Annotated in this window: 15 protein-coding genes; 6 read left to right on the top strand and 9 right to left on the bottom strand. The window is 35.4% G+C overall.

Features of this window, described 5'->3' with window-relative positions; translation table 11 throughout:
* Positions 1-62 precede the first annotated feature (62 nt).
* A complete protein-coding gene (locus ACSVH9_RS06655) occupies positions 63-890 on the bottom strand; it encodes a MotA/TolQ/ExbB proton channel family protein (protein ID WP_438063014.1) in 828 nt (275 codons plus the stop codon).
* A 368-nt stretch (positions 891-1,258) separates the two neighbouring features.
* Here ACSVH9_RS06655 and ACSVH9_RS06650 point away from each other — a divergent pair, with 368 nt between their 5' ends.
* The 3 genes from ACSVH9_RS06650 to ACSVH9_RS06640 all read left to right on the top strand — a co-directional run bounded on the left by ACSVH9_RS06650 (position 1,259) and on the right by ACSVH9_RS06640 (position 3,650).
* Positions 1,259-2,776: a helicase HerA-like domain-containing protein gene (locus ACSVH9_RS06650; protein ID WP_438063013.1), complete on the top strand. Its 1,518-nt coding sequence runs from the start codon at positions 1,259-1,261 to the stop codon at positions 2,774-2,776.
* 3 nt (positions 2,777-2,779) lie between these two features.
* Positions 2,780-3,148, top strand: a complete 369-nt coding sequence (locus tag ACSVH9_RS06645) for a DMT family protein (protein WP_438063012.1) — start codon at positions 2,780-2,782, stop codon at positions 3,146-3,148.
* A 142-nt stretch (positions 3,149-3,290) separates the two neighbouring features.
* A complete protein-coding gene (locus tag ACSVH9_RS06640) occupies positions 3,291-3,650 on the top strand; it encodes a cupin domain-containing protein (RefSeq protein ID WP_078212651.1) in 360 nt (119 codons plus the stop codon).
* Between the two features lie 45 nt (positions 3,651-3,695).
* Here the strand turns inward: ACSVH9_RS06640 and ACSVH9_RS06635 are convergent, their stop codons facing one another.
* Positions 3,696-5,042 (bottom strand): FAD-dependent oxidoreductase, encoded by a 1,347-nt coding sequence (locus ACSVH9_RS06635; protein WP_438063011.1) that lies wholly within the window; start codon positions 5,040-5,042, stop codon positions 3,696-3,698.
* A 62-nt stretch (positions 5,043-5,104) separates the two neighbouring features.
* Entirely contained in the window at positions 5,105-7,495 is a 2,391-nt protein-coding gene (locus tag ACSVH9_RS06630; protein WP_438063010.1) for a penicillin acylase family protein, read from the bottom strand.
* 246 nt (positions 7,496-7,741) lie between these two features.
* Here ACSVH9_RS06630 and ACSVH9_RS06625 point away from each other — a divergent pair, with 246 nt between their 5' ends.
* The 3 genes from ACSVH9_RS06625 to ACSVH9_RS06615 all read left to right on the top strand — a co-directional run bounded on the left by ACSVH9_RS06625 (position 7,742) and on the right by ACSVH9_RS06615 (position 11,786).
* A complete protein-coding gene (locus tag ACSVH9_RS06625; RefSeq protein ID WP_438063009.1) occupies positions 7,742-8,380 on the top strand; it encodes a flavin reductase family protein in 639 nt (212 codons plus the stop codon).
* A complete protein-coding gene (locus ACSVH9_RS06620) occupies positions 8,380-9,912 on the top strand; it encodes a cryptochrome/photolyase family protein (RefSeq protein ID WP_438063008.1) in 1,533 nt (510 codons plus the stop codon). The genes ACSVH9_RS06625 and ACSVH9_RS06620 overlap by 1 nt, the downstream gene beginning before the upstream one ends.
* 74 nt (positions 9,913-9,986) lie before the next feature.
* Positions 9,987-11,786, top strand: a complete 1,800-nt coding sequence (locus tag ACSVH9_RS06615; protein WP_438063007.1) for a hypothetical protein — start codon at positions 9,987-9,989, stop codon at positions 11,784-11,786.
* A gap of 205 nt (positions 11,787-11,991) precedes the next feature.
* Here ACSVH9_RS06615 and kynU read toward each other — a convergent pair whose 3' ends face one another.
* The 6 genes from kynU to ACSVH9_RS06585 all read right to left on the bottom strand — a co-directional run bounded on the left by kynU (position 11,992) and on the right by ACSVH9_RS06585 (position 20,563).
* Positions 11,992-13,284, bottom strand: coding sequence for a kynureninase (gene kynU, locus ACSVH9_RS06610; RefSeq protein WP_438063006.1), 1,293 nt, complete (start codon positions 13,282-13,284; stop codon positions 11,992-11,994).
* A gap of 267 nt (positions 13,285-13,551) precedes the next feature.
* The gene (gene queA / locus ACSVH9_RS06605; RefSeq protein ID WP_159689922.1) at positions 13,552-14,601 is read right to left on the bottom strand and encodes a tRNA preQ1(34) S-adenosylmethionine ribosyltransferase-isomerase QueA; all 1,050 of its coding nucleotides are present in this window, start codon (positions 14,599-14,601) and stop codon (positions 13,552-13,554) included.
* Positions 14,602-14,800: 199 nt separating this feature from the next.
* Positions 14,801-16,045, bottom strand: a complete 1,245-nt coding sequence (gene aroA, locus ACSVH9_RS06600; protein WP_438063005.1) for a 3-phosphoshikimate 1-carboxyvinyltransferase — start codon at positions 16,043-16,045, stop codon at positions 14,801-14,803.
* Between the two features lie 107 nt (positions 16,046-16,152).
* Entirely contained in the window at positions 16,153-16,479 is a 327-nt protein-coding gene (locus ACSVH9_RS06595; RefSeq protein ID WP_298300343.1) for a nucleotide pyrophosphohydrolase, read from the bottom strand.
* A gap of 74 nt (positions 16,480-16,553) precedes the next feature.
* Positions 16,554-18,542 (bottom strand): DUF3857 domain-containing protein, encoded by a 1,989-nt coding sequence (locus ACSVH9_RS06590; protein ID WP_438063004.1) that lies wholly within the window; start codon positions 18,540-18,542, stop codon positions 16,554-16,556.
* Positions 18,542-20,563: a transglutaminase domain-containing protein gene (locus ACSVH9_RS06585; RefSeq protein ID WP_438063003.1), complete on the bottom strand. Its 2,022-nt coding sequence runs from the start codon at positions 20,561-20,563 to the stop codon at positions 18,542-18,544. The genes ACSVH9_RS06590 and ACSVH9_RS06585 overlap by 1 nt, the downstream gene beginning before the upstream one ends.
* Between the last annotated feature and the right edge of the window lie 2 nt (positions 20,564-20,565).

Here is a 20,565-nt window from a genome sequence, read left to right as displayed (position 1 = left end):
TCTTTGTTTTATTTTATATTAAACCTAGAGATTTTAATTCTATAACTCTAATTTAATACTAATTATTGTTTTAAGCTACCTCTAAATTTTCTGTAAGTGTTAACGATAGTAGTACCAGCCTCATCGATAGAGTAAGTTAAATCGTCAATTTTAGAAGTAAAGAAGTTGTAAGAGATAATTGCCAATACAGAAGTAGAGATACCTGTAGCTGTATTGATAAGTGCCTCAGAAATACCATTTGCAAGTGCAGCTTGGTCAGGAGTACCAGCAGTTGCTAACGCACCAAACGCTTTAATCATACCTGTTACTGTTCCTAACAAACCAGCAAGAGTTCCTAAAGATACTAATGAAGAAATGATAGTCATGTTTTTCTCTAACATTGGCATTTCTAATGAAGTAGCCTCTTCGATTTCTTTGTGAATAGTTTCAGAAGCTTCTTCAGAATTGAATCCTTCTTTTTTAACGTCTTGGTATTTTACCAAAGCAGATTTAATTGCATTTGCTACAGAACCTTGTTGTTTGTCACAAGCAGCGATAGCTTCGTCAATTTTTCCTTCTTTAATATCACCTTGTACTTTTTTCATAAAAGTATCTAAATTTCCTTTTCCAGCAGCTTTAGTGATTACCATGTATCTTTCGAAAGAAAATACAATCACCATTAATAATAATCCCATCAAAACTGGTACGATAGGACCTCCTTTATAAACCATTGCTAAGTAATTTCCTGGTAGTGGGTGGCCTGTATTTACTCCTCCTTCAAAGTTAGCACCGTCTCCCATAATAAAAGTCCATACTAACCATCCTACAAACACACATGATGCGATAATAATTCCTGAAACCATTCCTCCTCCATTTGAAGTGCTTTCTTTTTTTGCTTTAACGTTTGCCATTTTTTTTAATTTTAAAAATTTTAAATAATTTATTTTTTGTTATAATAAAACTTGTAGAAAGGCAAATTTATATGTTTAGTTTAAATAAAAAAATTTTTTTGAAGCTAAAATTCTCGGTTCTGATTTGAAAAACAAAACCACATCAACGCATTTTAATATAATTCTCAGTAAAACAATAATTTTAACATTTTATTCTCTAAAATCTTTTAAAATTTAAATTCAAACATACGAATCTATCAACATTAAAAAAGCGTTAAAAAAAACGAGATTCCTACAAATTTATGACAAAAGCCCATAATATCCGTAAAAAACTTAATTGATGGTTTTCAAAAAAAAACATAACTTGCAAGTACCAAAATACAGAAAAAATGAATCAAAAATCTGATTTTAAAACCACGATATCCGAAGGTTATTCTTCTAAAGGAGAAAGCATTATATTAGGAGGATCCATTTTAAATGGAGAAGCAATCACTGATGCATTTGTAAAAATTCCCTTAAAAACCTTAAATCGGCATGGTTTAATTGCTGGAGCAACGGGAACGGGTAAAACAAAGACGATTCAAGTGCTTTCTGAGCAATTATCGTCAAAAGGCATTCCAGTTTTGATGATGGACATCAAAGGAGACTTTAGTGGCATAGCAATGCCTGGAGAAGAAAAGTCTTTCATAACAGAACGTCACCAAAAAATAAACATTCCATTTAGTCCCTCAAGTTACCCTGTAGAACTTCTTTCGCTGTCTGACCAAAGTGGCGTTCGACTAAGAGCTACCATATCTGAATTTGGTCCAGTACTATTTTCTAGAATATTAGATTTGAATGACACACAAGCAGGTGTAGTTTCTGTAATTTTTAAATATTGTGATGACAACCAAATGCCGCTTTTGGATTTGAAAGACATCAAAAAAGTCATCAATTACATTACTGAAGAAGGGAAAGATGAGATTGCCAATGCTTACGGGAAAATTTCAACAGCTACAACTGGAACTATCCTCAGAAAAATCATCGAATTAGAGCAACAAGGAGCTGATTTGTTCTTTGGTGAAAAATCATTCGAGATTGATGATTTAATGCGAATTGACGAAACCGGAAAAGGCTACATCAACATCATTCGCCTTAATGACATTCAGGATAAACCTAAATTATTCTCCACTTTTATGCTAAGCCTTTTAGCGGAAATCTACCAACAGATGCCCGAAAAAGGAGATGCAGAACAACCCGAATTGGTTTTATTCATAGACGAGGCACATTTAATTTTTAATGAAGCAAGTAAAGCGCTTTTGGACCAAATAGAAACTATCGTAAAACTAATTCGCTCCAAAGGCATTGGGATTTACTTTATTACTCAAAACCCAATGGATATTCCAAGTGGCGTTTTGGCACAATTAGGTTTAAAAATTCAACACGCCTTGAGAGCCTTTACCGCCAACGACCGTAAATCCATCAAACAAACCGCGGATAATTATCCTTCAAGCGAGTTTTACAATACAGAAGAACTATTAACCAGTTTAGGAATCGGAGAAGCCTTAGTTACCGCGTTGAACGAAAAAGGCATCCCTACTCCACTTGCAGCCACTATGATGCGAGCTCCTACAAGTCGTATGGATGTGTTGACCGAAAGCGAAATACAAACGATTAACACTAAATCAAAATTGGTCAAAAAATACAGTGAGCTTATTGACAGAGAAAGCGCTTATGAATTATTGACTCAAAAAATAAATGCCGCTCAAGAACAAGCCACAAAAGCAGCAACTGAAGCCAAAGAAGAAAAAACATCTTCTGGACCAAGCACAACAGAAGTAGTCACCAAATCCGTGTTGAAAGTAGTAACAAGTGCTACCTTCATTCGCGGAGCCTTTGGAATATTGTCCAAGTTATTCAAAAAATAGTCTATGAAAGGCGCACTAACAATCGGTTTGTTAATTTTGTCGAATATATTTATGACCTTAGCTTGGTATGGGCATTTAAAGTTTAAGGAACTCAAATGGTTTGAAAACGCAGGACTTATCACCATCGTTTTCATCAGTTGGGGTCTCGCGCTTTTTGAATATTTCTTTCAAGTACCTGCCAATAAAATTGGTTATCAAGAAAATGGAGGACCGTTTAGTTTGATGCAGTTAAAAGTAATTCAAGAAGTTATCACTTTGGTTATTTTCGTTTTATTTTCATTGCTTTTTTTCAAAAACGAAACCTTTCGATGGAATCATGCTGTTGGCTTTTTGTTTCTAGTGCTAGCCGTTTATTTTATCTTTAAAAAATAAATTATAAAAATTAGGGCGTGACCCCATTTACAAAAAGGGGCAACTAGCAACAGCGTTATTCGCCCCTTTCTGTAAATGCGGTCGGGCTATCCATGCTACTTTGGTAGCTTATTCCTATCCCTCACGCAAAAAACTATACAAAATGAAAAAATACACCTTACAAAAATCCCCTTTTATCGTCCCTACAACAGACGGAAAACTAATCGAAGAACATCACGGCATCCCAACTACTCAAAATAGAGACGTTTCTATTGCACACATGATTGCCCCACCACAATGGAGCGAACCCTTTCAAACACCAGAGTTTGACGAATACACGTATATTATCAAAGGAAAAAAACAATTTATAATCGAAGGAGAAACGGTAATTCTGGAAGCGGGACAATCGATACATATTCAAAAAAACACCCGCGTTCAATATTCGAATCCATTTGAGGAGCCTTGTGAGTACATTGCTATTTGCACGCCTGCTTTTGATTTTAATAAAGTCCATCGCGAATAAAACAAAATCCCAAATCTAAACTTGATGCTAGATTTGGGATTTTTTTTATTTTACATTCAATAACTGAATAATTTTTTCTTCCACTTCTGGGCTGTCCCATTTTTGGGCAATATCAGGAAACTGCATGATTTCCTCCATAATTTTATTTTGAAAATCACCAATAGCCAAAGCTTCGGCGTAAGGTTGTAAGCTAAACGTTACGCGGCTGTATAAAGGCATCCATTTGTCAGGATGTTTATCCGAAAACCATTTCTCGATTTTCTTTTGCAGTAAAAATTTCGGGTCGGCAGTTTTGGAGCTCATTTCTTCAAAATTTCGTCTCGAAAGTTCGGCAATAGCATCAGCATTAGGCTTTCTCGACTTCTGATATTCAGAAAAAATAGTTATCCAATCGTCGCCATATTTCAAAATCATTTCATTTAGCGTGGTAATATCTTCAAAACCAGCATTCATTCCATGACCGTAAAAAGGGACTATAGCATGAGCAGAATCTCCAATTAACGCCACTTTATCGCTGTGCGTCCATGGAAAACATTTGGTCATTACCAAATAGCTTGTTGGGTTTTTGAAAAAATCTTCGACCAAATCTGGAATTACGTCTTTGGTATCTGGGAAGTATTCTGCAAAAAAATCAACTAAAGTCGTTTCATCTTTTAAATTTTCAAACGAATTTTCCCCTTCAAAAGGCATGAACAACGTACAAGTAAAACTTCCATCTAAATTGGCTAATCCCATCAACATAAAATTGCCACGAGGCCAAATGTGCAGTGAGTTTTTATCGATTTTATGGGTTCCGTCTTCGTTGGCTGGAATATGCAATTCCTTATAACCGATTTTCATGAACTCTTGAGAATAATCAAATTGAGATTGACGTTGCATACGATGACGTACTCTTGAAAAAGCGCCATCGGCTCCAAAAACTATATCATACTTTAATTCCTTCCACTCCCCTTGCTCGGTTTCTCCTTCATAAAGAGAGGCATTCGCCAAAGAAACATCCCAAATTTTTCTATTAAAAAAGAATTCAGCTCCTGCTTCTTCCGCTAAATCAATCATTCTTCTGTTGAGTACTCCTCTGGAAAGCGAGAAGATGGACTCCCCTTCTTTTCCGTAAAACTGTGTGGTGAAAGTTCCATCTTTAAGATGAATTCCTCTTTTGTCTACTTGAATACCGATTTTTTTTATTTCTTCTTCAAGACCAATATCCTGAAGTGTTTTCCAACCGCGATTAGACATCACTAAATTAATAGAACGTCCAGAAAACTCAACAGTTCTAATGTCTGGACTTCTGTCGTAGACATGCACTGTGTGCCCTAATTTTTTCAGGTAAATTGCCAATAAAGTTCCAACTAAACCAGAACCTACAACGGCTATTTTTTGAGGTGTTTGCATTCAAAGGGTATAAAAAGTTAAGCAAAATTAGGGATTAATACGGGTATCCCCTTTATAAAAATCTATTTTTTAACGGGATTAAAGATTAATTTTGTTGAAGTTGTAACGATTTCGGCTTTATTCATTTTCATTTTTCTGAATTTGCCTTCGTTATACAATTGCGTTTGGTCGGCATAATGAGCACTCATTGGATTACCAGATTGACCAGTAGGGATGATACTCCAACTATTTTCTACATCCGAAAAATCGATAACTCTTCTGGTGGAAGGTCCTCCAGTCACTTTATAATTCCCTGAGGCATTCAGTCCAAACATCAAATTGTTAATCACTTCGTTAGTGCCCGCAATTTCAAAAGGACCCACATTAAAAATTGGCTTCAATGCACTGACCTTACCTAACGGATGTTGATGTTCTACTGTATGTACTTTGTTCCAAGTCCAAAATGCGACGTTAGTACCTAATTGCTTTTCGAGAGCCACTACGGCTTCTTTGTATGACTTTTTCAAAATAAAAGCTTGCGTTTCTTTGGTTCCTTTTGTAGTGCTATCATCCCACCAAATCGAATTAGGATTCGCAATTAGCTTTGTAGCTACTTGTTTCCCGATATGTGTTCCTAAAAACTGCTCGAATTTATCTTTACCTAATTCGTCTTCAAAGGTATTCTTCAAATACAAATAAAGCCATTTGTTGTAAATTGTTGGAGCCACTTGGTTAAGATTACTATCACCTTTCCAATCCTTCAAGATAGTAAATGCTTGTTTTTGATTTTCTGAAAGTGATTCGGTGGCAATAGAAGCCATCATCACTTTAAGCGTCTCGGTTACTGTTGAAGAAGTATTATCAACTATCATCTGGCTTACGGCTTGTTTATTCCATTTTTGTTTGGCATCTAAAAGCGTTGTAATTCGCTTGGCTCTATCTTCTGGAAGATAATATCCTGGATAAAGAAAACCATCAACAGCTTCGGGTTGGTTGTTGGCCGAATAGACATAATTCCATGATGGATTTACGGCCGATGGGTTTTTAGAAAAGTCCAAATACTCAGCAATATCTTCTTTACCTGATGCCCCATTCAAAATAAAATTTGGATTCACCCCAGGTTGGTGTTTGTATAATTTACCTGTTGCCCACCAAGCCACATTTCCTCTCGCATCACCATACATAACGTTCAATCCAGGAGCAGCTATTAATGCTACACCTTTCTGAAAATCTGCTATATTTTGCGCGTGAGACAATCGATACACTGCATCTAAAATCTGAATAGGTTGTTGTGTATAAATCCAAGAAAGCGCTACGGGTTGCTTAGCATTCAAACCTTTGATTAAATCATTTACAATAGGCCCATGACGGCTAATTTTCACTTTCAAATTGACCGAAGATGAATCTTTGACTTTTATAATTTTGTTCTGAATGGTATATTTTTGATACCCTTTTGGAGTCAAATAACTATTGGCATCATCAACTTTGTTTTCTTCTTTGTACAAATCCAAATCATCATTTTCGAACATTGTCAAACCATAAGCATACTTCCTATTGTGTCCCAAAAGCGGATATGGCGTTCCAGCTAAATAATAACCGTACAATTCAAAATCAGGTGTGACGATATGGGCTTCATACCAAGTAGCTGGTTGAGAAAATCCAATATGAGGGTCATTGGCAAAAATAACTTTACCGTTCTCAGTTTTTGGCGGAGCAATAACCCAACTGTTACTTCCAATAAAAGGTGGAATTGGGGATTGGTCAAGCAATGCAGTTACTGATTTTGCTATTGCCGAATATTCTTTTGTATCCACTTTCGCATTTTTGATTCTAGTATTTCCCAAAGAACCGTCCAAACCAAAATCTTTCAGGTATTCTGGTCCTAATTGGTCACGAATATCAGTCAATAAAGGGTCTGTTTTTTGCGCCATTGCAAAGCTGAATGACATGTATCCAAAAATATTATAGACATCTTTGAGGGTGAATTTTTCTTTTTTAACCCCAACTAAATGAAACTCAATAGGTGTAGTTCCCTCTTCTAGATATTGATTAATTCCATCTAAATAAGCCATGGCTAATTGATAGTCTTTCCCGTTTTTATCCAATTTGGCAATGGCAATTTCAGAAGCTTCTTCTATGCCTAAACCCGCAAAAAACATGTCATTTTGCAACGCAACTGAACCGAAAATCTCAGACAATCTTCCGGGAGCAATGCGTCGCATCAATTCCATTTGCCATAAACGGTCTTGAGCATGCACATAACCCAAAGCTACCATCGCATCTTTTTGACTATTAGCATAAATATGAGGTACTCCAAAATCATCAAAATATACAGTGGTAGTCTTCTCTATATTTTTCAAAGCAAGTTCACCGTCATATTTAGGTTTGGTGTAAAAAGCATAGCCTACTAAAGCCAATACTAAAACAATTAAAAACAAGAAAAGAAATAGGGCAATTTTTTTAACTACTCTCATGGTGTGAATTTTATTATAGGCTATGATTTAATTGTGTTGTCCTAATTGATTTCAAGCATCAAGAAAGACATTCGCAATTCATTTTTAACAAATTAGAAAAACAAATATAAAGGAATCCTAATGACATTCATCAAAGAAACAAACGAACAAAGGAATCTTTTGTCAAAAAAATCATAAATATATGCAAATTTTGTTTAATAAATATTCAAAATAGCTAAACAAAAATTATCTTTGACAAAAAAAACCATGAAGCATTTAACCAAAGAAAGCATCGTACAAATGGATAAGATTTCGAAACTGAACCTTATCAATTCATGTACAGGATATAAGTCTGCCAATTTGATTGCTACCAAATCTATAGAAGGAGATACTAATGTGGCAGTATTTAGTAGTATTACACATTTAGGGAGTAGCCCTGCTCTAATTGGATTTATTATGCGTCCTACAACAGTCCCCAGAGACACTTATAAAAATATTATGGAGACTGGTTATTTTACCGTAAATCACATCACGTTAGATATGATTGCCGATGCGCACCATACATCAGCCAACTATGATACTGGTGTTTCAGAATTTGACAAAACCAATTTAATTGAGGAATACAAAGACAATTTTCCGATTCCTTTTGTAAAAGGGAGCCCAGTGCAACTATACTGCAAATTTGTGAATGAATATTACATCAAAGAAAATGACACCATTCACGTAATTGCCTCCATCGAGCATTTATTTTTTGAGGAAGAATTGCAACACAAAGACAGCTGGTTACAACTAGACAAAGCAAACGTAATTACACTAAATGGTTTGGATGGCTATTGTCTTCCAAAATTAGTAGACCGCTTCAAATATGCGAGAAAAGACCAACCTACTGCTTCTTTTTTTGAATAATGGTAAAACTACGACTCATCTTAGGAGACCAACTCAATGAACAACACACCTGGTATACTACTCCAGAAAGTGATTGTATCTATCTGATGGCCGAAATGCTTCAGGAAACCAATTATGTAAAACATCACATTCAAAAAGTAGTCGCTTTTTTCCTTTCGATGCGTAATTTTTCAGAAAAATTACAATCTAAAGGACACAAAGTAAAGTACTACAACATCAACGACCCAGAAAACTTACAAGACTTAGATAAAATAATCAATCAGTGTATTAATCAATTTGGTATTGAAAAATTTGAATACCAATTGCCTGATGAATACCGTTTAGACCAACAACTAAAAACTATTTGTGAAGGTTTAAAAATACCATCAGAAGCATTCGATACGGAACATTTTTATACATCAAGAGAAGAATTAGCCTCTTTTTTTCATGGTAAAAAGACACTTTTAATGGAATCCTTTTATCGCCAAATGCGAAAAAAACATAATGTACTAATGCATGGCGACACACCAATTGGCAATCAATGGAATTTTGACCAAGAGAATCGCAAAAAATATGGTGGTGAGGTTCCTATTCCTAAAAACATTGAATTTCAAAAAGAGGTAACTGAAGTCATTGAAGAAATCAATCGAGCAGGCATAAGCACTTTTGGCTTCATTGATTCTGAAAAATTTGTGTGGCCGACCTCAAGAACAGAATGTCTCGAAATGCTAGAGTATTTTTGCAACCACCTACTGAGTCATTTTGGCGATTATGAAGATGCAATGCATACCCAAGAAAAGTTTCTTTTTCACTCTAGATTATCGTTTGCATTAAACAGCAAAATGCTTTCACCAAAGGAAGTAATTCAAACGGCGGTATCCTATTATCATAAAAACGAAAGCACAATTAGCCTATCACAAATAGAAGGATTTGTTCGTCAAATTTTAGGTTGGCGTGAATATGTTCGGGGGATTTACTGGAAAGAAATGCCAAACTATTCGTCATTAAATAAACTAGAAAACTTCAATCCTTTACCTAATTTCTTTTGGGATGGTCAAACCAAAATGAACTGTCTGCATCACGCCATACAACAAAGTTTAGAAGATGCCTATGCACACCATATCCAACGATTAATGGTTATTGGCAACTTTAGTCTACTTACTCAAACCCATCCCGACGAAGTGGATGCTTGGTATCTAGGCGTTTACATAGATGCAATCGAATGGGTAGAATTACCCAATACCCGTGGCATGTCGCAATACGCTGATGGAGGAATATTGGCTACAAAACCCTATGTTTCCTCAGGAAATTACATCAACAAAATGAGTAATTATTGTGGAAAATGTCACTACAATGTAAAGCAAAAAACTGAAGACAAAGCTTGTCCGTTCAATGCATTGTATTGGAACTTTCTTGATGATAAAAAAGAATTCTTTCAAGGTAACCAGAGAATGGCCATGATGCTCAATTTATTGAATAAAATAAAACCAGAAGAATTGTACCAAATCAAGCAAAAAGCGCAAGACATCATCACCAATATCAATGATTATTAGACCTGTATGATATTTATCAGTTTTTTAACCAATGCAATTGACAATATTTGCAGGGAATAAAATGCTATAAATAGATGACCAACAAAAAATCACCACATACTTTTCACATCCCTGTGATGGGATTGGCTTATACTATAGACAGTCCTATTCGCGTAGCTCATTATGGAATTTCTTCGGTAATTTCAATTGCGGATGATGAATTAATCGAAAAAATGAATGCTTTTTACAGCGAAAAATTTGAGGTTCCTTACAAAGAAATCACACAGAAAATTCACGACTATAGAGCTGAACGAATCACATCCTATCTCAATCTTGTTGACCGTATTGTAAAGAAAAAATTCGAAGACTTCAAGACAGAATTGGTTGAGAGCAAACAGGCTTTAGACAATTACATCGCGCAGCTACCCAATACGTCTGATTTAAAAAAAGGTTTTTTACAATTGATGGATGAAGGTATCGCTTTTAAAGAAAACCTAAAACATTACATTGAGAATCAGCTAACACCTGGTGCCATTGATGTAAATATCATGACCAAACTAGACAAAGACAATTCTGTAGGCAAAGAGCAATTACCAGTAGAATTCAATGATGCTCATGCAGCTCTAAGAGGGTTTGCGAATAGCAATTTAGCTTCTTCAGTTGTTTTAAGTGCCGGAATGAATCCAAGATTGTACAGCTATTTCGAGAACTTTTCTTGTTTCTTTCCTGATTTGAATAATACCCTAAAGAAGAAGATAACGCTAAAAGTTAGCGATTTCCGTTCGGCGATGATACAAGGTAATTTTTTAGCTAAAAAAGGCCTTTGGGTTTCAGAATATCGTATTGAATCTGGATTAAATTGTGGAGGTCATGCTTTTGCCACCGATGGTTTTTTACTAGGTCCCATTTTGGAAGAATTCAAACAAAAGAAAGAGCAACTCATCCAATCAGCACACGATTTAATGGTTAAAGCATTGGGACAAAAAGAACTTCCGGTACCAGAATCCCCATTAGAATTAAAAATTACGGTTCAAGGTGGTGTAGGAACAGCTTCCGAACATAACTTTTTATTAGAACATTATCAGGTAGACTCTGTTGGATGGGGTTCCCCATTTTTATTGGTTCCCGAAGCTACTTCTGTAGACAACAATACCCGAAAATTATTGGCGGAAGCCAAAGAAAATGATTTTTATTTGAGTCACATTTCCCCTCTAGGCGTACCGTTCAATACTTTGAGAGGAACGACCAATGAAATCGTAAGAGAAAAACGAATTCAAGCCAATAAAGCAGGCAGTTCGTGTCCAAAGAAATTCTTGGCTTTGCATAAAGACGCAGAGGGCAATGGTATTTGTACCGCTTCGAAAAAATTTCAAGACGAGCAATTGGCTACTCTTGAAGAAAAAAAGCAAACGCTCAGCCTAGAACAATATGAAAGTTGCAAAAACAGCATTACCGAAAAATCTTGCCTTTGTGTTGGATTAGCCAATGCTTCTTACTTGGAGAACAATATTCCAATAAAAGGGCAAGACCAAGGAATTGTAGTATGTCCTGGACCGAATTTAGCTTATTTTGACCAAGAGGTTTCGTTGAAAAAAATGATTCAACACATTTATGGAAATGATACTGTACTTCGAGTGACTAATCGTCCAAACGTGTTCATCAAAGAACTAAAAATGTACTTGGATTATTTCAAAAATGAATGCAAAACTGTTGCTTCAGAATCAACTGCGGCACAAGTAAAAAAACTGCAATCATTCAAAAAAAATATGTTAGAAGGAATTAGTTATTATCAAAATCTGCTACCAAAAACAAGCTATTTTGAATCGATAACTAAAGAACTCGAAATGCAATTACACGCGTTTCAACAAGAATTAAATTTTATAGAAGTAAAATAAAGAATAGTAGAATTAGCAGCGTTTGAGACAAATGAATGCTACTCAAAACACCATTTAGTATGTACCTATACTAGATTTTATGAGTATAGAAGCACCTGAATTAGTTATAAGCTTCTCCCTATATTTTGTCGTTCCTGTTCATTTTATTACATAAAAAAGTCGGCTAGATTATTCTAGCCGACTTTTGGATTTTATAGGTATATCATTACTTTTTCTCTAAAATACCACGCTTGAGGATTTGTCCAAAATGGTACATATCTTCATAAGAAGTATACAAAGGAACGGGTGCTAAACGAATAACGTTGGGTTCTCTCCAATCTGTGATTACACCATTTTTCATCAAATAATCGAACAAACTGCGTCCTTCACCGTGTAAAAAAACTGACAATTGCGAAGCTCGTTCCTCAGGATTACTTGGAGTGATAATCTCAAAAGTACTGTCTACTTCTTTATCTATTTCGTGTAAAATAAATTCTAAATAAGAAGTAATATGGTCACGTTTTGCAATCAATGCCTCCATCCCAACTTCGTCAAATAAATGAACTGAAGCCAAATAAGGTGCTAAGGATAAAATAGGCAAATTACTAATTTGCCAACCATCAGCACCGTGAACAGGGTCAAATTGAGGTTCCATTTTGAAACGTCTTTCTTTGTTATGTCCCCACCAACCCGCAAATCTAGACAAGGTACTATCGTTGTGATGTTTTTGATGCACAAAACAACCCGAAGCATTTCCGGGGCCTGAGTTCATATATTTGTAACTGCACCAAGCGGCAAAATCTACCTCCCAATCGTGTAGTTCTAGTTTGATATTTCCGGCAGCGTGTGCTAAATCCCATCCTACTTTTGCACCTACGCGATGCCCAGCAGCAGTGATGGTTTTGATATCAAAAACTTGGCCGGTGTAATAGTTCACTCCTCCAATTAAAACCAACGCTAGCTCATCGCCTACTTCGTTTATTTTACTAATAATGTCTTCGAGTCGAATGTTATGTTCTCCTTCTCGACGCTTGATTTCAACTATGGCATCATTTGTGTTAATTCCACTGTTTTGAGCGTGAAATTGCACCTGACTCTGAAACATATATTGATCTGAAGGAAAGGCTTTTTCTTCGCAAATGATTTTATACCTTTTAGCCGTAGGCTTATAAAAAGAAACCATCAACAAGTGAAGATTGACCGTTAAGGTATTCATCACCGTTACTTCGCTAGGCAAAGCACCTACAATTTTACTCAATGGTGCTGCAAAACGTTCGTGATAATCCCACCAAGGTTTGTCGGCATAGAAATGACCTTCAACGGCAAGATTGGCCCAATCGTTCATTACTTCATCAACATAGGATTTGGTTCTTTTGGGTTGCAATCCAAGAGAGTTTCCTGTAAAATAGATTACTTTTTTGTTATTGACTTGCGGGAAAATAAATTCGTTTTGATAGCTTCTCAACGAATCTTGTGCATCTAATTGCTGTGCAAATTCGAGCGTATTTTTGAAATTCATAAGTGTTGTTTTGAGGGGTAAATGTAGTAAAAAAAGGTTAGCTACAAATTGCAAAAATGTGTTTTGAAAAGGAGTTGCGTTAGGGATGGTAATGGAAATAAAGAGCGCTGGCACTGTAGTATTGCCCTAACGAGGAAGCGACCAACGGAAGCTCCCGCAGTAGGAGCAATAGTTAGTGCCAGCGCTTTTTATTGTAATGTACAGCCCGTAATACGCCCAAAAAAAATCTCGCCATTGCTGACGAGATTAAAATTTTATAAGTTTCAATTAGAGAATCAACATCGCGTCTCCGTATGAGTAGAATTTGTATCCTTCTTTGATGGCTTCGTCATAAGCTTTGCGCATTAAATCGTGACCACAAAAAGCAGAAATCATCATTAACAACGTTGATTTTGGCGTATGAAAATTGGTAATCATACAGGTAGCAATACTGAAATCGTGCGGTGGAAAGATGAATTTATTGGTCCAACCATCGTAAGGATTTAAAGTGTTTTGAGAAGAAACTGAACTTTCGATTGCACGCATTGAAGTGGTTCCAACAGCACAAATTCTTTTCTTGTTGGCTTTCGCTTCGTTCACAATATCACAAGCTTCTTGAGTAATTTTTAACTCTTCAGAATCCATTTTGTGTTTGGATAAATCTTCTACCTCAACAGGGTTGAAAGTTCCTAAACCTACGTGTAAAGTCACTTCAGCAAATTTTGCGCCTTTGATTTCCAAACGTTTTAAAAGATGTTTTGAGAAATGCAAACCTGCTGTTGGTGCAGCTACAGCTCCTTCTTCTTTAGCATAAATAGTTTGGTAACGGTCTGCATCTTCTGGAGTTACCTCTCTGTTAATGTATTTTGGGATTGGTGTTTCTCCCAATTCTGTCAATTTATTTCTGAATTCTTCGTAAGAACCGTCATATAAAAAACGAAGGGTTCTACCACGAGAAGTTGTATTGTCAATCACCTCAGCTACTAAAGAGTCGTCGTCACCAAAATACAATTTGTTTCCGATACGGATTTTACGAGCTGGGTCTACCAATACATCCCATAATCTTTGTTCAGCATTCAATTCTCTCAACAAGAAAACCTCGATTCTAGCTCCCGTTTTTTCTTTATTTCCGTACAAACGAGCAGGGAAAACTTTGGTATTGTTTAAGATTAAAACATCGCCATCATCAAAATAATCAATTACGTCTTTGAACATTCTGTGCTCGATGGTTTGTTTTTTTCTATCGATTACCATTAAACGAGATTCGTCTCTGTTTTCTGCAGGAAATTCGGCTAAAAGTTCTTTGGGTAAATTGAAGTTAAAGTGGGATAATTTCATATTTGAGTATTAAGATATTAGAAGTAAATATTAAGACTTGCTGACTTAATAAAAATCTGGCTGCAAATATACGATTACGAAATAGGCGTTGTCAAGTGTTTTGGTGTTTATTTTAGTTTTCGCAACAAACACGCCTCTTTACAACGCTTTACTTTGCAAATTGAATAAAAAGAAAAGCGTTGTAGATTAGAACATTAAATTAGACCTCAGCAGATTGAAATCCAAGAGTTGTTAAATCTGTCCAGAAATCTGGATACGACTTAGAAACCACCTCAGCATTGTTGATAATAATAGGAACGCGTAAGGCTAAAGGAGCAAAAGCCATAGCCATACGATGGTCGTTATAGGTATCTATGGCGATATTTTCAAGTATTTCTTGAGTTGGTTCTAGGGTCAAACTATCGTTAGTAACTGATATACTTGCACCTAGTTTAGTTAGTTCAATTCGTAGCGCTTCCAAGCGGTCGGTTTCTTTGATTTTTAGGGTATGCAATCCCGTCAAATGGCAGCCTATACCTAGCCCTAAACAAGTAACGACGATGGTTTGTGCAATATCGGGAGTGTTATTTAAATCGAAAGTAACCGATTGATACTCGAAATTAAGTTGTTTTACTAAGGTCAATTGGTTTGCTTCAAAACGAGCTTCGACTCCCATTTTGGCGTAGATTTCAACCAAAGCAGAATCGCCTTGCAAACTTGATTCTTTATAGCTACTCAATACGATAGTAGCTTCGCTAGACAAAGCTGCCAAACTGAAAAAGTAAGACGCAGAACTCCAATCGGATTCTACTGTTAAGGTTTGCTGTTTTGAGTTTGTGGTTAAAGGTTTGACTGTGATGACATTTTCTTCGAATTTGGTTTCAACACCAATTTCATTCAGCAAAGCCAAGGTCATTTTGATATAAGGAACAGAAGTAATTTCGCCAACCAATGTCAATTCGATTCCGTTTTCTAGTTTTGGAGCTACTAGCAAAAGTGCCGAAATGTATTGACTACTCACATTGGCAGGAATACTAACTTTGGATTGGGTTATTTTTTGCCCTTTGATGCGGATAGGTGGAAATCCTACTTCTTTTTCGTAAGCTATCTGAGCACCTAACTGTTGTAAAGCTTCAACCAATACTTTTATAGGACGCTCTGTCATTCTCTGAGAGCCTGTCAATACCACCTCTTTTCCTTCGCTTACTGCAAAAAAAGCCGTTAAGAAACGCATTGCAGTTCCTGCGTGATGAATATCTACGAGTTGAGCATCTGTACCTGAAAGTTGTACATTCTGCAAGGCTTTGGTCATCACTTCTGAATCATCAGAATTGGAAGTATTCGCCAAAACAAGATTGGGATATAATGCCTGCAACAATAACAATCTATTGGTTTCGCTTTTGGAACCTGTGATTGAAATAGTAGCATTAAGAGTTGAAATTGCAGAATGTAGTTGTAAATTCATGGCTTTAAATATGAGTTGTGAGTTGTGAATTGATAGGCAACTCCACTATTTTTTTGGGGTGCAATTTACAATTCACAACTCACAATTCACAATTTAGCCTTCACATATTATTTGAGTTTTTCGTTGTTTTTGTGACGATTTTTATCTCGAACAGATTTCAAATCCATTTTTTTATCAAATGCGGCTTGTAAATCGATTCCTGTTTGATTGGCTAAACACAATACAACAAAAACAACATCGGCCAATTCTTCGCCTAAATCTTTATTTTTATCGCTTTCTTTTTCGGACTGTTCTCCATAACGGCGAGCGATGATTCGGGCTACCTCGCCTACTTCTTCGGTGAGTTGTGCCATATTGGTCAGTTCGTTAAAATAGCGAACGCCGTGTTCTTTAATCCAATTATCTACGTCTAGTTGTGCATTTTTCAAGTTCATAATAGCTTATTTTGCTCCAAAGGTAACTAAAGTCTGTAAAAGTTTGGAAGGATTGATAGTCGAAACAAAGACTACTAAGTCTTTTTCAAGACGATTTTTTCGTTCTGTTTTTCGATGATTTTTTGATAATAGTCTTTTAGCATAGGATATAATGAAGCATCAACTAGCACTTTACTTATTTCATTCGTAACAACAATTTGAATATTTTGATTGACAACTTGTGCATTACAAGAAAACGACCCAATACCATCTTGAGCCATAATTCTTAGAGGTGAAGGTAAAGATTCTACAACATACCCTTCTGGAATTTCTAAGTTAATCACATACTTATCTTGTTTAGGAAACCCAAAATATATCGGCATTTTTCTTTCTTCTGCTATAAATGGATTCTTCTGAGTCGTAAAAAACAACAATGGGGAAATAAAAAACTTTCCTCCAATCCTATCAAAAGCGTTTTCTATTTTAAAAGAATACGACTCCACAAGAGGCTTAGACAAATCTGTTTTAGCATTTTCTATAGAATAATCAATTAGCTGTAATCCATTAAATTGATTTTCTAACCTTTCTATCTGCGCTTCATGATTTAGATGCGCATTTTTTTCTCTAAAACTCAGTGCCTCAAAATCGGTCTTTTGGTTTCTCAAAGACCCTTCCAGGACACCTTGAGCATCTAACTTTGCATTTATTCCATACATATTTCTTGAAGTAGCCACATCTGTCATACTCACTTCGCTTGAAGTACCGTCGGACAAGACTTTTCTACCCGACCAATTGATTAATGAAAGTGGGTAAATATTCGGTGCTGTATTTTTATTTGAGACATCTAACAAATACGTTTTCCCATCAACAAATGCAGAAGCAATTACATAGTTAAAGCCCGTTCTACCAGGAAAAACAGGAACACCATTATCAAGAGTGCTTACCAAAACAGGATTCGCTTGAATTCCAGCCCCGTTTAACATATTAATCAGGATAAAATTTATTTCTGCAATATTTCCTGTTTGACTTTCAAATGCTTTTTTAACACCTTTATCGGTATATACACCATATCTGTTATCCCAATTCATTCGACCTTGGACATATTTAAAAATAGCATCCATTTTTTCTATCTCGGAAGATTTTCCATTCAAACATTGTTGAAGATAAGGCATAAAATAATCACTCAGTTTTAGCTCTTCACCAAACTCTTTTTCTTTGTAAATGGTTTTGGCAACTCCCTCCCATGTTACAGAATAATCCTTGTCGGGTTTATCAGTATAACGAATTCTTTCCAACTCTTGTTGAATCGCTACTTTATAATTGTCGTGATTATCAACAAACTTTTCTGGATAAAAAGCTGGAATATCTTGGGCAGAAAATGTTGAATTTATTTGCTTGTATCTTAAAGTAGCTGACTGTCCGAGTTCATCCTCATAATTGCTAGATCCAGAAGACACATCATAGACAGTTTTGACCTCTTGTTTTCCTTTTAGAATACTTTTATAAATGTAGACCTCCGGAATTTGTGTTTTATAAACAAAACTATTCACAGGAATATCATACTGAAGTTCAATATCGGGGAACTTAAAAATATTCTCAGACTTGTGAATGTATTTAAACTCAATCACAGTACCTTCTTTTACATCAGGAAAAGTAATTGTAGCCTTTTTCCAATTTTTATTGATTTGTTCTTTGAAACTACCCTCATTATTCAATTTGGTTTTTACAACTTTATTTTGTTCCAAATTATAACTATAAGCCTCCGAAAATTTTACAATGTCTGGTATGTATTCTTTATACCCTACATAATAGGGTACTTCGAAGGTTGCCCATTTCAACCCTTCTTTTTTATAAATTTTAATGCGATATTGAACTTCATGATTTGCTATAAATCCCTCTTTGACTGTATAAGTAAAAAAAGTTCTTGCTTTTTTAAACAAAACTGCCGCCACCGCTGACGTATCTTTGGGATGTTGTTTTTCTTGAAGCTCTTCAATCGTAACTTTTCCTAATTGAAAGTCTTGAGCTTTGCCATTTATTGCAAAACTCAAGACAAATAATAATGTGACTATTTTTCTTATCATTAAGCTTTTTTCAAGACGATTTTTTCGTTTTCCTTTTCAATCATTTTTTGGTAGTATTCTTTTAGCATTTCATAATAATCAGAGGCTACAATTGGCACTTTTATTTGATGTTGCACAGAAAGTTGAATCATATTTCCAGCCACATTAGTCAAAAACTTGAACCCTCCTAAATCGTCTTGCATCACCATATTTACAGGTGCAGGAACACTCTCTACCACATATCCCTCAGGAATTTGAATATTAATTGCATATCGGTCTGTAAAAGGATAACTATAATCTATTGGATACTCTCTGGTTTCTTGCTTAAATGGATTCTCTTTATAAGTGTAAAACAACAAAGGATTAATATAAATCTTATCCTGAATGACATCACATAAATTTGAGCCTGTAAAAGAGAAAATTTCACCTAAAGGAGCATTTAATTCTTTCTCATTGACCCTTTTGTAATCTTCAATTTCAATTTTCCCATTTTCGTTTTCTAATTTTTCTAAATAGGCATCTTGATTTTCACCGTTTACACGGTTTCTAAATAACATTGCATTGTAATGCGTTAACTGTCGTTGCATTTTTCCTGTTACTTTCCCTGTAGGATCAACTGTGTAGCTCATAGTTATCGCATCATTAGACAGTGCTTTTGGCATTAAATCTACTTCAGAAGAAGACCCATCTTTTCTGATTAAGCGTCCCATCCAGTTCAAATCACGAGTAGGAAGAATATTAGGCATCGAATTCGCCTCAGTAGCATCTAATAATACCAATCCATTAGGATTCTCAATTGCAACAATTACGTAATCAAAAGCTGTTCTACTTGGGAATAAAGCAATTCCGTTATCTCTTGTACTCACCAAGACTGGATTGGCTTCTATCCCTGCAAAACGTAACATAGCCGTAAGCATCAAGTTAATATCTCCAACATTACCCGCTTTATTTTTGAAGGCCGTTCTTACTCCTTGCTCACAATAGTATCCTAGGAATCCATTCCATTTTACATTATTCTTCACATAAGTAAAAATTGCAGCAATCTTTTCTTCTGGAGAATTCAATGGAGCAATCAAGGCTTTGATTTCATCTTCAAAATAACCTGTTTTATTTAACTCAGGTCCAAAATCTTCGTAATCATAAATAGTTTTAACTACCGAATTCCAGTCGGTTGCAAAAGATTTTATGGGTTCACCTGGGAATTGAATGGTTGCTAGTTCTTGAACCAAGCTACTTGTATAATTATCAATATTATTGACGAAACTCTCATTTTTCATTGCTGGAAGATGCTCTGCGATATAAGTAGTAGTTGTTTCCATATAAGTATAAACATCGTTAGAAAAACTAGTTCTAGATGAACTTAAGCCTGGACCTTGGGATCGTTCCTTTGAAGTTATAGTTATAGATTTGCTATTCTTCATCACATTTACTTTGGGAGTTATAAAACCTTTTGTTGAAGAGTTATAACTATAATACTCTGGAATTGAAGTCTTGTATTCACAATAATTTACTGGTATAGCAGTTTGGAAATCCCAGTCTCTAGGATGCACTTTATTAGGTGTTCGTATTGAATATTCATATTCAATTACTGAGCCTTCCTTCACATTCGGCATTGTGATTTTTTTTCTATTCCAGTACTTATTAATTTTTTCAACAAAAATTCCGTCACTTTTTAATTTCGTTTTCTCAATTTTTCCATTAACCAAATTATAAGTTACCGCATCCGAAAAATCTAGTGACTCTTTAGGAGATGAATCTATTGAGTAGTTAATAGTCTTGTTAGCCCAATCGTACCCTTCTTTTTTATAAATCTTAATTCTAACATTCACAACAGTTTGAATCATAAAACCATTCTCTTGGGAATATTCAAATGAAGTTCTTCCTTTTTTAAACAATATAGCTGCTACTGCAGAAGTATCTTTTGGATGATGTTTTTCTTCAAGTTCAGCAATTGAAACTTTTCCTAATTCAAAGTTTTGCGCTAAACAAGTAAGATTGAATAACAAAACAAATGAATAGATAATAATTTTAGTAATTTTCATAA

This window comes from Flavobacterium sp. RSSB_23 (genome assembly GCF_051547145.1).
Lineage (GTDB): Bacteria > Bacteroidota > Bacteroidia > Flavobacteriales > Flavobacteriaceae > Flavobacterium.
The sequence above is the reverse complement of the archived record's forward strand: the minus strand, read 5'-3'. Positions and strand labels throughout refer to the sequence as shown.

Excerpts from the sequence above, each read along its gene's own strand:
- ACSVH9_RS06630 (WP_438063010.1), bottom strand. The coding sequence starts at position 7,495 with ATGAGAGTAGTTAAAAAAATTGCCCTATTTCTTTTCTTGTTTTTAATT.
- ACSVH9_RS06645 (WP_438063012.1), top strand. The coding sequence starts at position 2,780 with ATGAAAGGCGCACTAACAATCGGTTTGTTAATTTTGTCGAATATATTT.
- ACSVH9_RS06615 (WP_438063007.1), top strand. The coding sequence starts at position 9,987 with ATGACCAACAAAAAATCACCACATACTTTTCACATCCCTGTGATGGGA.
- ACSVH9_RS06635 (WP_438063011.1), bottom strand. The coding sequence starts at position 5,042 with ATGCAAACACCTCAAAAAATAGCCGTTGTAGGTTCTGGTTTAGTTGGA.
- queA (WP_159689922.1), bottom strand. The coding sequence starts at position 14,601 with ATGAAATTATCCCACTTTAACTTCAATTTACCCAAAGAACTTTTAGCC.
- ACSVH9_RS06640 (WP_078212651.1), top strand. The coding sequence starts at position 3,291 with ATGAAAAAATACACCTTACAAAAATCCCCTTTTATCGTCCCTACAACA.
- ACSVH9_RS06650 (WP_438063013.1), top strand. The coding sequence starts at position 1,259 with ATGAATCAAAAATCTGATTTTAAAACCACGATATCCGAAGGTTATTCT.
- kynU (WP_438063006.1), bottom strand. The coding sequence starts at position 13,284 with ATGAATTTCAAAAATACGCTCGAATTTGCACAGCAATTAGATGCACAA.
- ACSVH9_RS06655 (WP_438063014.1), bottom strand. The coding sequence starts at position 890 with ATGGCAAACGTTAAAGCAAAAAAAGAAAGCACTTCAAATGGAGGAGGA.
- ACSVH9_RS06625 (WP_438063009.1), top strand. The coding sequence starts at position 7,742 with ATGAAGCATTTAACCAAAGAAAGCATCGTACAAATGGATAAGATTTCG.
- ACSVH9_RS06590 (WP_438063004.1), bottom strand. The coding sequence starts at position 18,542 with ATGATAAGAAAAATAGTCACATTATTATTTGTCTTGAGTTTTGCAATA.
- ACSVH9_RS06620 (WP_438063008.1), top strand. The coding sequence starts at position 8,380 with ATGGTAAAACTACGACTCATCTTAGGAGACCAACTCAATGAACAACAC.
- aroA (WP_438063005.1), bottom strand. The coding sequence starts at position 16,045 with ATGAATTTACAACTACATTCTGCAATTTCAACTCTTAATGCTACTATT.
- ACSVH9_RS06595 (WP_298300343.1), bottom strand. The coding sequence starts at position 16,479 with ATGAACTTGAAAAATGCACAACTAGACGTAGATAATTGGATTAAAGAA.
- ACSVH9_RS06585 (WP_438063003.1), bottom strand. The coding sequence starts at position 20,563 with ATGAAAATTACTAAAATTATTATCTATTCATTTGTTTTGTTATTCAAT.